At 72.7% G+C, this 13,535-nt stretch carries 9 protein-coding genes; 3 read left to right on the top strand and 6 right to left on the bottom strand.

Annotation, left to right across the window (positions count from 1 at the left end; translation table 11 throughout):
• Positions 1-33: 33 nt before the first annotated feature.
• Positions 34-1,086, bottom strand: coding sequence for a beta-keto acid cleavage family enzyme (locus tag R2D22_RS05875; RefSeq protein WP_318101701.1), 1,053 nt, complete (start codon positions 1,084-1,086; stop codon positions 34-36).
• A 226-nt stretch (positions 1,087-1,312) separates the two neighbouring features.
• Entirely contained in the window at positions 1,313-2,344 is a 1,032-nt protein-coding gene (locus R2D22_RS05870) for an AraC family transcriptional regulator (RefSeq protein WP_318101699.1), read from the bottom strand.
• A gap of 259 nt (positions 2,345-2,603) precedes the next feature.
• Between R2D22_RS05870 and R2D22_RS05865 the strand changes: the two genes are divergently transcribed.
• Positions 2,604-4,100 carry a long-chain-fatty-acid--CoA ligase gene (locus R2D22_RS05865; protein WP_318101697.1) on the top strand — a complete coding sequence of 499 codons (1,497 nt, stop codon included), beginning with the start codon at positions 2,604-2,606 and terminating at the stop codon, positions 4,098-4,100.
• A 309-nt stretch (positions 4,101-4,409) separates the two neighbouring features.
• On the opposite strand, the gene R2D22_RS05860 is transcribed toward R2D22_RS05865, so the two are convergent.
• From R2D22_RS05860 to R2D22_RS05850, 3 genes are read right to left on the bottom strand one after another with little or no spacing between them, the layout of a single operon-like run.
• Positions 4,410-5,417 (bottom strand): MerR family transcriptional regulator, encoded by a 1,008-nt coding sequence (locus R2D22_RS05860; RefSeq protein WP_318101696.1) that lies wholly within the window; start codon positions 5,415-5,417, stop codon positions 4,410-4,412.
• Positions 5,404-6,138 carry a HEAT repeat domain-containing protein gene (locus R2D22_RS05855; protein ID WP_318101695.1) on the bottom strand — a complete coding sequence of 245 codons (735 nt, stop codon included), beginning with the start codon at positions 6,136-6,138 and terminating at the stop codon, positions 5,404-5,406. The genes R2D22_RS05860 and R2D22_RS05855 overlap by 14 nt, the downstream gene beginning before the upstream one ends.
• Before the next feature lie 48 nt (positions 6,139-6,186).
• Positions 6,187-6,885, bottom strand: coding sequence for a TetR/AcrR family transcriptional regulator (locus R2D22_RS05850; RefSeq protein WP_318101693.1), 699 nt, complete (start codon positions 6,883-6,885; stop codon positions 6,187-6,189).
• Between the two features lie 152 nt (positions 6,886-7,037).
• Between R2D22_RS05850 and R2D22_RS05845 the strand changes: the two genes are divergently transcribed.
• Together R2D22_RS05845 and R2D22_RS05840 are read left to right on the top strand one after the other, a co-directional pair.
• Positions 7,038-11,612 carry an aminotransferase class I/II-fold pyridoxal phosphate-dependent enzyme gene (locus R2D22_RS05845; protein ID WP_318101692.1) on the top strand — a complete coding sequence of 1,525 codons (4,575 nt, stop codon included), beginning with the start codon at positions 7,038-7,040 and terminating at the stop codon, positions 11,610-11,612.
• Entirely contained in the window at positions 11,609-12,442 is an 834-nt protein-coding gene (locus R2D22_RS05840) for a class I SAM-dependent methyltransferase (protein WP_318101690.1), read from the top strand. Before R2D22_RS05845 ends, R2D22_RS05840 begins: the two co-directional genes overlap by 4 nt.
• Here the strand turns inward: R2D22_RS05840 and R2D22_RS05835 are convergent.
• Positions 12,432-13,529, bottom strand: a complete 1,098-nt coding sequence (locus R2D22_RS05835; RefSeq protein WP_318101689.1) for a GNAT family N-acetyltransferase — start codon at positions 13,527-13,529, stop codon at positions 12,432-12,434. The two genes, R2D22_RS05840 and R2D22_RS05835, sit on opposite strands and share 11 nt — an antisense overlap.
• Positions 13,530-13,535: the final 6 nt, after the last annotated feature.

Raw genomic sequence — 13,535 nt, 5'->3', positions numbered from 1 at the left:
CCGCACCGTGTGCGGGGCCCGACGGCCCCCGCGTCAGACCTCGCGCAGCATGAAGCCGCGCTGCCCGGGGCGGCGGTTCGGCACCATGCCGAGGCGGGCCAGGGTCTCGTCCGCGTCGGCGTAGTGCTCGCCGAGCCGGTAGATCTTCCTGGCCTCGGCGCCGCTCGCGATGTCGCGCCCGAGCGCCTCGGAGATCTGCACCATCTGCTCGACCTGCTCGACGGTGGTCATGCGCTCGCCCTTGCGCCGCCAGAGGTTGTCCTCGTTGCCCACGCGGACGTGCACGCCGAGCGCGATGCCGATCGCGTTCATCGGCGCGACGGCGCGCATCGAACTCTCGACGGTCAGGACGGCGCCGTCGGGGGTACGGCGGACGAACTCGATCAGGTCGGCCGGGTGCCGGCCCGCGAAACCGCCGCCGATGGCCACGTAGTTGAGGATCAGCGGTCCGGTGTGCACCCCGCTCCGGATGAGCCGCTCCACGGTCTCGAGCTGGGCCAGGGTGGCGAGTTGGAAGTGCGGCTGGATGCCGTTCGCACGCAGGCGCTTCAGGTGCTCCAGATAGAACTCGGGACCCGCCTCGACGACCATGTCGCGGTACGCCTGGTAGTACTCGGGCTTCCCGATCGAGGTGCCCTCCAGATCGTCGTCGGTCATGATCTCGACGATGTTCATCTGGCTGGTGTTGATCGCGATCGTCACCTGGTCCGGCGCGGGGGTGAGGTCGGCCAGCAGGTGGCGGGTGTCGTAGCTCAGCCACTTCGCCTCGCTGCCCTCGTCCTCCGGGGCGAACGAGATCGAGCCGCCGATCTGCAGGACCATGTCCGGCACGGCCTCGCGCAGCCGGCCGAGCAACTCGTTGAACATGGACATCCGCTTGGAGCCCTTGCCGTCGAGCTCACGGACGTGGATGTGGAGCACTGTGGCGCCCGCGTTGTGGCAGTCGACGGCCGCCTGGACGTGCTCGTCCATGGTCAGGGGAAGGTCCTCGGCGTCCCCGGGCAGCCACTCCGGCCCGTACGGGGCAGCCTGGATCACCAGCTTTTCCTGGTTCTCGGGGAAGAGCGAGTCGTCGTGGAAGTGCACGGTTCCGTCTCCTTCGTGGGATCGGTGATCACTCGCCGGGAGGGCGGGGCGCGGCGCATCGCGGCCCCGTTGCGGTCGACCGGTCCGGAGGGGACGTGGAGGGGCGTACGGCGATGCAGGCGATCGAGTGTCGCGGCTCTCCTCCGGGGGCCGACCGCGCCTGGCGGTGGTGCCACGGTAGGGGCGGGCGCGGGTGATCGCTTCACCTACAGGGACGGATAACTTGTCATTTGGGGACGTCGGTCCTCGGGGTGCTTCGGACACCGGGGTCGCCGCGCCACGCCCGCGGGCTGCACCCGAAGCGCTCGCGGAACCAGCGCGAGAAGGCGCTCAGCGACGAGAAGCCCAGCAGCTCGGCGATCTCCGTCAGCGAGCGGCGCGGGTTGGCGACGAACTGCTCCGCCAGGTGCGTGCGGGTGGCGTTGAGGAGCGAGGAGAACGTCTCGCCCGAGGCGGCCAGATGCCGGTGGACGGTGCGCCGGTCGACGCCGAGGCTGCGCGCGACCTGCTCGATCGAGCAGCGACCGCTCGGCAGCAGCACCTCGATCAGCTCCCGCACCTGGTCGGCGACCGTGGTGTCCCGGGGGACCGCGATCGCCTCGAAGTACCGGCGGGCGTATTCGAGCAGCAGCGGGTCCGCCATCGCGTTGGGCGCGTCGAGGTCGTCCGCGTAGAAGACGATGCCGTTGAACTCGCGGCCGAACTCCACCCTGGGTCCCAGGAAGCGCCGGTGCGTGGCGGTGTCCGCCGGCGCGGGGTGCGTGAACCAGACGGAGAGCGGCTGCCATCCGGTGGCCCGGAACTCGCGCAGGATCCGGAGGAACGCGGCGACGGCCAGCTCCGTCGCCTGCCGGGCCGCGATCGCCTCGCCGAGCCGCAGGTCGACCTTGAGCGTGGCCAGCCCGTCGCCCTCGGACAGCCGGGCGTGCAGGACCTCGTTGTACATGTGCTGATGACGGATCAGCAGACCGAGTGCGCTGCGCACGTCGGGTTCCTCGCGCACTACCAGACTGACCGGCCCGAGGTTGGAGAAGCGCCGGAGCTGCGCCATCCGCACGCCGAAGTCCTCGTGTCCCGAGGCCGCCGCCGACAGCTCGAGCAGCTCGACCGTCGCCGCGCCGGAGATCCACCGGTCCTGGGCCGCGAGGGCGGCGGTGTCCAGGCCGACCCGTGTCATCAGTTCCTGCGGATCGACTCCGAGGGAGCGGCACAGCTCGACATAGCCGCTCAGGGCTGCGGTGCGGACCAGGGGCTTCATGCACACCCTCCAGGACTGTGGCCGTCCGGAAACTGTCCCGAAAAGTAAAGCCTGATGTCACCTGGAGGCAAGCATCGAAGGGAGCGGCGGCCTAGCATGGCGCCGATTCGTCGTCCCGCGACGTGACGTCCCCCGCGATGCGATCGCGCCCGGGACGTGACTTCCTCCGCGATGTGATCTCGCCCGCGATGTGATCTCCTCGCGATGAGATCCCTCGCGATCGGAACCCGCGCGATCGGAACCCAAGGAGACCGCAGACATGACCAACCTCGCCGCGTTCCTCGTGGACTCCGCCGCGCACCGGGGCGATCGCATCGCCGTACGCCACGACGACCACACGCTCACGTACGCCGAGCTCGACGACGCGAGCGCCAGAGTCGCCGCCCTCCTGCGCGACCGCGGGGTCGAGCCCGGCGACCGCGTCGCGATGACCCTGCCCAACGTCCCGCTGTTCCCCGTCGTCTATTACGGCATCCTGCGGGCCGGCGGCGTGGTCGTGCCGATGAATCCGCTGCTCAGGGCCCGTGAGGTGGCCTTCACCCTGCGTGACTGCGGGGCGCGGCTCGTCCTGGCCTCCCCGCTCTTCGCCGACGAGGTGGCGAAGGCCGCCGGCGAGACCGGTACCGCCTGCCTGGTGACCGAGCCGGTGGCCTTCGACGACCTGCTGCGCGCGCACGAACCGATGCCCGGCTCGGTCGACCGGACCGAGGACGACCCGGCGCTCATCCTCTACACCTCGGGCACGACGGGGACGCCGAAGGGCGCCGAGCTCTCGCACCGGAACCTGGCCACGAACACGGCCACCACGGCCGCGACGCTCGTCCAGGCGGGACCGGACGACGTGCTCTTCGGCGGCCTGCCCTTCTTCCACGCCTTCGGTCAGACCTGCGCGCTCAACACCGCCGTCGCCGCCGGCGCCACGCTCACCCTGTTGCCGAAGTTCGAGCCGCGGCGCGCCCTGGAGATCATCGCCCGCGACGGGGTCACCGTGTTCCTCGGCGTCCCGACGATGTACGCGGCGCTGCTCCACGCCGAACTCCCCGAAGGCTTCGACGCCGGCCGGTTGCGCCTGGCCGTCTCCGGCGGCGCCTCGCTCCCGGTCGAGGTGCTGCGCGGCTTCGAGGACCGCTTCGGCGTGACCGTACTGGAGGGGTACGGCCTCTCGGAGACCTCGCCGGTCGCCGCCTTCAACCACCCCGACCGGCCGCGCAAGCCGGGCTCGATCGGGCAGCCCGTGCGCGGGGTCGAGATGAAGCTCGTGGCCGAGGACGGCGGCCCGGTGCCCGAGGGCGAGGTCGGCGAGATCGCGATCCGCGGCGAGAACGTGATGACCGGCTACTGGAACCGACCGGAGGCCACGGCCGACGCGATCCGCGACGGATGGTTCCACAGCGGCGACCTGGCCCGCGTCGACGAGGACGGCTTCTATTTCATCGTCGACCGCAAGAAGGATCTGATCATCCGCGGCGGCTACAACGTCTACCCGCGGGAGATCGAGGAGGTGCTGTACGAGCACCCGGCGGTCGCCGAGGCCGCCGTCGTAGGCGTGCCGCACCCGGAACTCGGCGAGGAGATCGCCGCGGTGGTCACGCTCCTGCCCGGCGCCCGGGCCACCGCCGAGGAGATCCGCGACCACGTCAAGGAGAGGGTGGCGGCGTACAAGTACCCGCGGATCGTCACCTTCACGACGGCGCTGCCCAAGGGCCCCACCGGCAAGATCCTCAAGCGGGAGATCGAGGTCACCGATCCGCGGTAGGCGGGGTGGTCGATCGTACGCGGCTGCGCACCGCGGACTCCCTCGTCGCGACGCTCGGGACGCGGGCGGGCATGCTCGTCATGCTTGAGGAGGAGCGAGCGGCGGTGCTGGGCCTGATCCGCGCGCCTTCCTCGCGAGCGAACCGGCGACCGCCCAGGGCGAGTTCACTCTCCCGATGCTGACGGGGGTGCTGCGCGTACGGCGGCTGTGACCACCGACCGCCTCACGCCCGAGGCGCAGGCCGCCCGGCACCCCGCGCGGGGCGGGCCGGCCGATCGGGCCGAACCGGTGCCGGCGCGCCGGGAAGGTTCATCCGCGTGCGCCGCGCAGCCCGAGGATGTAGGTCGCGGTCAGGGCGACCGCGCGGTCCTCGTCGTGGGCGAGGTCCGCGAGGGCGTGTGACGGCACGTCGCCCGGGATGTCAGCGAGTGCTTCGGTCAGGCGCCGGCGGCCGAGCGAGCCCGCGCCGGCGCGGGTCAGGCGGTCGACGAGGCCGGTGGCGATGCGGTCCGCCTGTGCGGGGTCGGCCGCCAGCGCGGCCAGGGCGTCCGCGGCGTCGGTGTCGTGCCTGCCGTCGGCGATCATGTCGATGAGCGTCGGGACGGCGTCGGTCACGCCACGGGCCCCGAGCGCCAGGGCCGCGTACCGGCGGACCGTGACGTCGGGGTGCGCGAGGGCGTCCCGCAGCAGTGCGCCGGCCGTGTCGTCCGGGAGTTCGGCGAGGGTCCGCACGGCGCGTTCGCGCACCTCGGCCCGGGCGGAGCCGAGGCCCTCCGCCACCAGGGCCGGTCCGTCGCCGCCGGATTGGGCCAGGGCCCAGCGGAGGGCTCCGGCGACGATCGGGTCGGACTCGTTCAGTACGGCCTCGACCAGCGCTTCCACCGGCACCGGAACCTCCTCGACCGCGGACAGCGCCGCGCGCTGCCGCGTCAGCGCGCTCTTCGACCCCAACGCCTGGAGGAGCGTGACGACCTGGAGGACGTCCTCCCAGCCGGCGGGGTCCGCCGCGCCGATCCGGTTGAGCCGTGCCAGCAGCTCCGTCTCCGCGGCGATGCGCTCGCGCGTCCGGCCGATGAGGTCGTCGACGAGTTCCGAAGGCTTGAAGCCGGGGTCGTCGAGCGCGCGTCCGACGTCGCGCAGCGACAGCCCCAATGACCGCAGGCTCTCGATGTGGAAGATGCGCCGGACGTCGTCGGCGGAGTACTCCCGATAGCCGGAGTCGGTGCGTCCCGTCGGCCGGACCAGGCCCAGCGCCTCGTAATGCCTGAGCATGCGGGCACTGACGCCGGACCGTCGCGCGACGTCACCGATCAGCACCGTCCACCGCCCCTTCCTGTTCCGCCCCGCCGGTCCCGTCGGCTCCGCCGGCCTCGCCGGTCCCGCCCGCCGCGCCGAGGGCGACGACCCGTTTCGCCTCCTCCGCGGCGAACTCGAACCCGGCGTCAGGATCGTGCCACAGCCGTTCCGTGGCCACGGCGTGCGCGCGCACCCGCGGGTCGGGGTGCGACGTCGCGGCGTCCAGGACCGGCAGCATCACCTCCCCGAGCGCGATCAGCGCCCGGCTGAGGCTCAGTTGCGTCTCGCGCTCGCCGCGCCCCAGCTGTGTCGCCAGTCTCTCGGCCAACGCCCGCTCCTCGCCCTCGGGTACGAGGACGACCGCCGCCCGCCAGGCGCTCCGGGCCACCTCGTCGTCGGCGTCGGACAGCAGCGCCGGCGTGATCGCCGGCCACGCCCGCCGGTCCCCGATCTTGGACAGCGTGTGCAGCGCCTGGCTGCGTGCCTGGGCTCGCGCCGAGCGGACCTCGCCGACGAGCAGCGGGACCGTCGCCGCTGCCGCGTGGCGGGTGAGCGCCCAGGTCAGCATCTCGCGCACGGAGAACTCGGGCTCGATCGCGCAGCGTTCGACGAGCGTGCCGACGAACCCCGGGTCCGGGGCCGTGCCGACCGTGAGCGCCGCCCGCAGTCGGACCGAGGAGCTGTCGTGCTCCAGCGCCTGGAGCGCGCGCAGCGTGTTCGTGTCCTGTTTCGGCGTGGTCATCCGGACCACCTCCTCGGCCACAGTGAAGACCTTGTCACCGTGTCAAGGTCAAGCGGAGCCCGCATCCGGGCCGAAGTGGTCGAGGAGGGTGTCGAGGCCGGTGGTGAGGCCGGCCTCGCCGGCGGGGGTGGCCAGGGCGGGGGTCGCGCGGCGCAGCCGGGGCAGGTCGGCGGCCGGCATCAGGTGCAGGCCGAGGCGGAAGGCGGGGTCGGGCTCGTCGGGGTTGTCGACCACCGCGCGCAGCTCGACGAAGACGTAGCCGAGGACCCACGCGGTGATCGCCCGGTGCGCCCGGGCCGCGGCGGACTCGTCCAGGCCGGCCCGTTCCAGGAGCTCCAGGGTGCGTTCGTGGTCGAGCAGCAGGGGGAGGGGGCGGCGGGCCAGCGGGACGGCGAGCATCCGGGTCGCGAGCAGCGGGACCACCCTGGGGTGGCGCAGGGCGACCCGGTAGGTCTCCCGCGCCTGCCGCTGGACCTCGTCGCGCCAGGTCGCGTCCTCGGCCGGGGCGGCGGCCAGGGCCTCCGCGAGCTCCCGGTAGAGGGCCTCCACCAGGCCGTCGAGGAGCGCCTCCTTGCCGGGGGCGTAGCGGTACAGGGCCATCGCCTCGACGCCCAGCTCGGCGGCGACCCGGCGCATGCTCAGCGCGGACAGGCCCTCGCGGTCCGCGAGGCCGAGCGCCGCCGCGAGCACTCGCTCCCGGCTCAGCCGCTCGCGTCGCCGCCGGCCGGGTTCCGCATGATCCGCCATCCGCCTTGACCCCTGTCCGGAAAGGGGAGCAAAGTATATGTATACGACGTAAATATAGCGTGTCAGTATATTCAGGTCATTCCTGGCAATTCACGAGCTCAATTCCCTACGTCCGCGGGGCGGCACCAGGCCGACCCCACCGGCAGGTGAACGTGCGCAGACTCGACACAGACCGGGAGAGCACCCACGCCACGGGGATCCTCCACCTGGTACGGGTGCGGTGGACGATGCACCGGCGGCACCTCGTCCACGCGATCTCCACGGCCACGCCCCTGCGGCGCTGGACGGCCGTCTACGTCCTCGCCGTCCTCGGCCTCGTCACCGCGTACCTCACCGTCCCGTCCCGGCACACCATCCTGTGGGCCCTCATCGGGCTCAGCGGTGTCGCCGCGATCCTCACCGGGGTGCACATCCACCGTCCCTCCCGGCGCTGGCCGTGGCTGCTGCTCGCCGCCGCCAATCTGACCTTCGTCGCCGGGGACACCGTCTACAACGCGCTGGAGGCGTTCTTCGGCGCGACCCGGCCGTTCCCGTCCCTCGCGGACGCCTGCTACCTCGCCACGTACCCGCTCTTCGCCGTCGGGCTCTACGGCTTCATCCGCTACCGGGCCGCCGGCCGGGACCTCGCCGTCGCCCTCGACGCGCTCATCCTGACCTCGGGCCTCGCCCTGCTGTCCTGGGTGAACCTGATCACCCCGCTGGCCAAGATGGAGGAGATGACGTGGGTCGAGAAGGCGATCTCGATCGCCTATCCGCTCGGCGACGTCCTCATGCTCGCGATGGTCGCCCGGCTGCTCGTCGGCGGCGGGCTGCGCTCCCGCGCCGTGCAGCTCCTCACGCTCGGCACCTGCGGGATCCTCGCGTCCGACGTCGTCTACGGGGTGCTCCAGCTCCGGGGGACCTGGCAGGTCGGCACCGTCCTCGACCTCGGCTGGGTGCTCTTCTTCACCGCCTGGGGCCTCGCGGCCCTGCACCCGACGATGACCGGCCTCACCGAGACGGCGCCCGAAGCCCCCCACGTCGACGCCGAACGCCGGCTGTTCCTGCTCGCCGCCGCCTCCCTCGTCGCCCCGGCCCTGCTCCTCTACGAGGCCCTGCGCCGGGACCGGCCGCAGGACATCGCCGTCATCGCGATCTTCTCCGCGATCATGTTCCTGCTGGTCCTGGTCCGGCTCTGGCACATGATGGCGGACCACCGCAGGGCCGAGGCCCGCGAGCGCAGCCTGCGGGTGGCCGCCGCGTCCCTGGTGGCGGCACTGAGCCCACGGGAGGTGGCGAGTGCCGTCGAGGCTGCCGCGGGCACCCTCTTCGGCTCCGGCGTGGAGCACCGCGCGATGCTGTTCGTGCGCGGCCCGCGCGGGCTGCTGCACGCCGTGCCCACCCCGGAGTCCCCCTGGGAGTGCTCGGTCGCCGTGCTCTCCGCCGTCCCCGGCGCCCAGCTCTCCGAACTTCTCGCGCACGGCGCCCGCGCCGTCCCCACCGCCTCCCTCCAGCCCGCCGTCGTCGAGGCCCTCGGACCCGACGTACTGGACCCCATGCCGCAGGCGCTGCTCTGCCCGCTGGCCCTCCAGGCGCCCGCCGGCGGCGAACCCCTGCTCGGCGTCCTGCTCCTCACCGGCCCCGAGAAGAAGATCAACGAGATCGCCGGTCCGGCCCAGTCGCTCGCCTCCCAGGCCGCGCTCGCCATCGAACGGTTCGGCCTCAGCGAGGAGGTCAACCGGCGCACCAGCGAGGCGTACTTCCGGACCCTCGTGCACAACACCTCGGACGTCATCCTGATCGTCGACGACGACAACACCGTGCGGTACGCGAGCCCCTCCGCCGACACCATGTTCGGCCGCGTGCTCCTCCCCGGCACCCCGCTCGTCCATCTGCTCGCGGCCCGGGACTCAGGCAGCGCCCTGCGCACGCTGCACGAGGTCCGCAACCACGAGGACGCCGACGCCCGCGACGACTGGCGCGTGCTGCGCGGCGACGACAGCCACCTGGAGGTCGAGGTCCGCTGCAGCAACCTGCGCCACGAGCGGACCGTCCACGGGCTCGTCCTCACCCTGCGGGACGTCACCGAGCAGCGGCAGCTGGAACGGGAACTCACCCACCGGGCCTTCCACGACTCGCTCACCGGGCTGCCGAACCGCGTGCTGCTCCTGGAACGGATCGAACGCGCCCTGCTGCGCGGCCGCCGCGACGGCACGCTGATCTGCGTGCTCTTCGTCGACCTCGACGACTTCAAGGTCGTCAACGACACCATGGGCCACTCGGTCGGCGACGAACTCCTCGTCGCCGTCGCCCGCCGGCTGACCTCCGCGCTCCGACTCAGTGACACCGCAGCCCGGCTCGGCGGCGACGAGTTCGCCGTCCTCATCGAGGGCGCCAAGGACGTGCGCGACGCCGAGTCCCTGGCCTCGCAGATCGTCAGCACGCTCAGCCAGCCCTTCCACCTCACCGACGGCGCGGTCTCCGCCTCCACCAGCGTCGGCGTGGCCACCACCCGCGACAGCGCCGACGCCGAGGAACTCCTCGGTCACGCCGACCTCGCCCTGTACGCGGCGAAGGCGGCCGGCAAGAAGCGCTGGCGGCGCTTCGAGCCCGACCAGCACACCGGCCTGATCGCCCGGCACGAGCTCCAGGCCGGACTGGACTCGGCGATCGCCGAGCACGCGTTCGCCCTGCGCTACCAGCCGATCATGGACGTGACGAGCGGCGCGCTGGCCGGCTTCGAGGCCCTCGTCCGCTGGCCCCACCAGCGCCGCGGCATGGTGCCCCCGGAGCAGTTCATCACCCTCGCCGAGGAGAGCGGCCACATCACCCCGCTGGGCGCGTGGGTCCTGGAGCACGCCACCGCCGACATCGCCCATTGGCAGCGGCTGCTCCCGTCCCAGCCGCTGTACGCCAACGTCAACGTCTCCGCACGGCAGTTCCGCGACCCGGGATTCCTCGACGAGGTGCGCCATGCCCTGGACTCCTCCGGGCTCGCAGCCGGCTCCCTCGTCCTGGAACTCACCGAGACCGTCCTGATGCGGCAGGACGACCAGATCCGCATCACCATGCGGGCGCTCAAGGAACTCGGCGTCTCCATCGCGATCGACGACTTCGGTACCGGGTTCTCCTCGCTGAGCTATCTGCGGGACTTCCCCATCGACATCCTGAAGGTCGACAAGTCGTTCATCGACGACATCACCACCGACCACCAGCAGGTCGCCCTCGTCGAGGGCATCGTCCGCATCGCCGACGTCCTCGGCCTCCGGGTGGTCGCCGAGGGCATCGAGAACGAGGACCAGCGGGCCCTCCTCGCCGGCATGGGATGCCAGTACGGGCAGGGGTTCTACTACGCCCGGCCGATGGCCGCCCGCGAGGCCGAACGCTTCCTGTACGAGGCGCCCGCCCTGGGACCCGAGCACGCGCGGCGCTCCCGCCCCGCGCGCCTCGTCGAGCCCGTCGCCGAGCGGGGCACGGTCCGCCGCGAGCCCAGGTGGCGGGACCTGGAACGACTCCGGCAGCGCACCCGGATGTGCGACGCGGTGATCGACGAGGTCAGCGGCCGAAAGCTGCGGGTCGGCGACGAGTGGCTCGTCGACTTCGCCTCCTGCAACTACCTCGGCTTCGACCTCGACCCGGAGATCATGGCCGCGATCGACCCCCAGGTCAGGCACTGGGGCACCCACCCCAGCTGGTCGCGGCTCATCGGCAGCCCCCGCCTCTACCCGATGATCGAGGAACGGCTCACCGCCCTGCTCGGCGCTCCGGACACCCTGCTGCTGCCCACCATCACGCTGATCCACCAGTCCGTCATCCCGGTGCTCTCCGACTCGGGGCAGATCTTCGTCGAGGCGACCGCGCACCGCACCGTGTACGACGGCTGCGTGGTCGCCCGCGGCCAGGGCGCCACCGTCCAACGCTTCCACTCCGACCGTCCGGACGAACTGGCCGGACTCCTGCGCGCGGCGCCCGCCTCCGGCCCCCGCGTGGTCTGCATGGACGGCGTCAACAGCATGAGCGGCAACTTCCCGGACCTGCCCACCCTGGCTGCGATCTGCCGCGAGCACGGCGCGCTGCTGTACGTCGACGACGCGCACGGCTTCGGCCTCATCGGCGAACGCCGGTCCGACGAGACGTCCCCCTGGGGATCCCGGGGCAACTGCATCGTCCGGCACTTCGGCGAGTCGTACGACGGCATCGTGCTCGTCGGCGGGTTCTCCAAGGCGTACTCCTCGCTGCTCGCCTTCCTCGCCGTCCCCGAGGGACTGAAGAACCACCTGAAGGTCGCCGCCGCCCCCTACCTGTACTCCGGCCCCTCGCCGACCGCCTCCCTGGCCACCACCCTCGCCGGACTCGACGTCAACGACCGGCGCGGCGACGTGATCCGCGGCGACCTGCAGCGCAAGACGGCCCGGGTGCTCGACCACATCCACGGCCTCGGCGTCGTCACCCCCAACACCGACGGCCTGCCGATCATCGAGCTCCCCCTGCGCGACGGCGAGAGCCTGGAGGAGGTCGCCGCGCTGCTGTGGGCGCGCGGCATCTACGTCACGCTCGCCGCGTACCCGCTCGTCCCGCGCGGCCAGGTCGGCTTCCGGGTGCAGGTCACCGCCCGCAACACCGACGAGGAGGTCGACCAGCTCAACTCCGCGCTCACCGAGCTGGCCGGGAACGAGTCGCTGCGCCGCGTGGACGGCGGACCGGCCCGGCAGGCATCGGCGGCGGACACCGAAGGACGGCGCCGGTGACCGGCCGGCCCGCCGGAGGCCCAGCAGGACCCTCCGGCGCCCGGCGGAACCGCGAGGCCGACTGGAACGCCTGGCCCGTGGGCGACTACCTCGCCGAGAACTACCGGCAGCTGCACCCCGTCGACCGGGGCGTCATCGCCCACCACTCCGCGTTCTACCGGCAGTTCCCGCCCGGCACCCTCGCCCGGTCGCTGGAGTTCGGCGCCGGGCCCAACCTGTATCCGCTGATGCTCGCCGCCGGAGCCAGCCGACGCATCGACGCCCTGGAGCCCAGCGACGCGAGCGTCGCGTACCTGCGCGCCCAGCTGACCGCCCCCGACGCCAGCTGGGAGCCGTTCTGGGCGGTGTGCCGCGGCCTCGACCCGAGCCTCCCGGAACGGCTCACCGAGGCCCTGGCCCGTGTGCGCGTGGTCCACGCGGACGCCCGGTCCGTGCCGGCCGGGACGTACGATGCCGCCTCCATGAACTTCGTCGCCGAGAGCGTGACGGAGGACGCCGGCGAATTCCGGGACCTGTGCGGCCTGTTCATCCGGTCCGTCCGCCCCGGCGGCCGTCTGGTCGCCGCGTTCATGGAGAACATGCCGAGCTACCGCATCGGTACGGGCCCGAGGTGGCCCGCGATCCCGGTGGACGAGGACGCCGTCCGCGCCGTGTTCGCCCCGCACACCGAGGAACTGCGGATCACCCGGCTCGGCAAGGACCGCACGCTGCCCGAGTACGGCGACAGTGGAGTCGTCCTGCTGCGAGCCACCCGCACAACGGACGGCCCGGACGGCCCGGACGGCCCGGCCGGACCGGCGGCACCGACCGCCCCCGACCTCAGCCCCTGAGCCGCGCGAGCCCCGCCAGCGGGCGGCCCGCCCCGGCCATCGTCCGCAGCGCCATCCCCCGCAGCACCGTGTTGCCCGCGACCGCCCGGCGCAGCCCGTGCGCCGCGTCCGCCTGGAACCGGCGCAGCGCCGCCGACGGCGTACCGCTGCTCACCCGCCCCTCCAGCAGCGGCAGTTCACCGGTCTTCAGGTCGTCCTTGTAGCGCTCGGCGCCCTTGCCCAGGTCGTAGTGGCCGATCCCGCGGGCCGCCGCCTCCTCCGCCATCCGCAGGTGCAGCAGCATGCCGGGCGAGCAGGTGGCGAACTCCGCGTCGTACGCGGGGAACCAGCAGCACAGCACCTGCCGTGAGCACGGCCCGAAGTGGCCGGCCACCGGGCGCCCGCCGGCGTACAGCACGGACAGCAGCCCGGTGCAGCCGGCCGCGCGGGTCGTGTGCAGCTCCCGCACCAGGTCCGCGACCCAGGGCCGGGCGAACTGGTCGACCCGGCTCCGCTCCCGGTACTGAGCGGACTTCCAGCGCATCAGCGCCTCCAGCGGTTCCGGATCCCGCTCGTCGAAGACGAACCGGAGCTCCCCGGCCCGCCGCTCCAGCCGCCGCTCCTTGCCGCGCAGACCGCGCAGGAACCCCTTCGAGCGGGCGCGCAGCAGGTCGCGGTAGGCCTCGTACCCGTCCGACAGGTCGACGACCGGGGACCCGGCGCGGCGCACCTCGCCGCCGGTGAAAGGCGTCTGGCCCGTGGTGAGATGGTCGAACTCCCACAGCCGCAGCCCGCAGCCGGACAGCAGCTCGGCCGCGTCCCATCGGGTGCCGGGGGCGTGGATCAGGCCCTGGCAGTCGCAGAGTCCGGTCGCGATCGGCGTGCCGAGCCCCAGCGGGCGCCGCTCGAACGGGAAGTAGCCCACCGGGCGGTGTCCGCCGTCCCTCAGCACCCCGACCCGCGCGGAGGGGCGCACCCGCCCGGCGGCCCGGGCGAACTCGGGGGAGAGGAACGGGTTCTGGAGCGCCGGATCGGCGCTCTGCATGGCGCGCCATGCGGACAGGTCGGCACCGGTGAGCTCGCCGGGCCTGGCGACGGTGACATCCATGGCGGT

This window comes from Streptomyces sp. HUAS YS2 (assembly GCF_033343995.1).
In the GTDB taxonomy this organism is placed as follows: Bacteria; Actinomycetota; Actinomycetes; order Streptomycetales; family Streptomycetaceae; genus Streptomyces; species Streptomyces solicathayae.
This window is presented reverse-complemented; position numbering and strand designations above follow the sequence as displayed.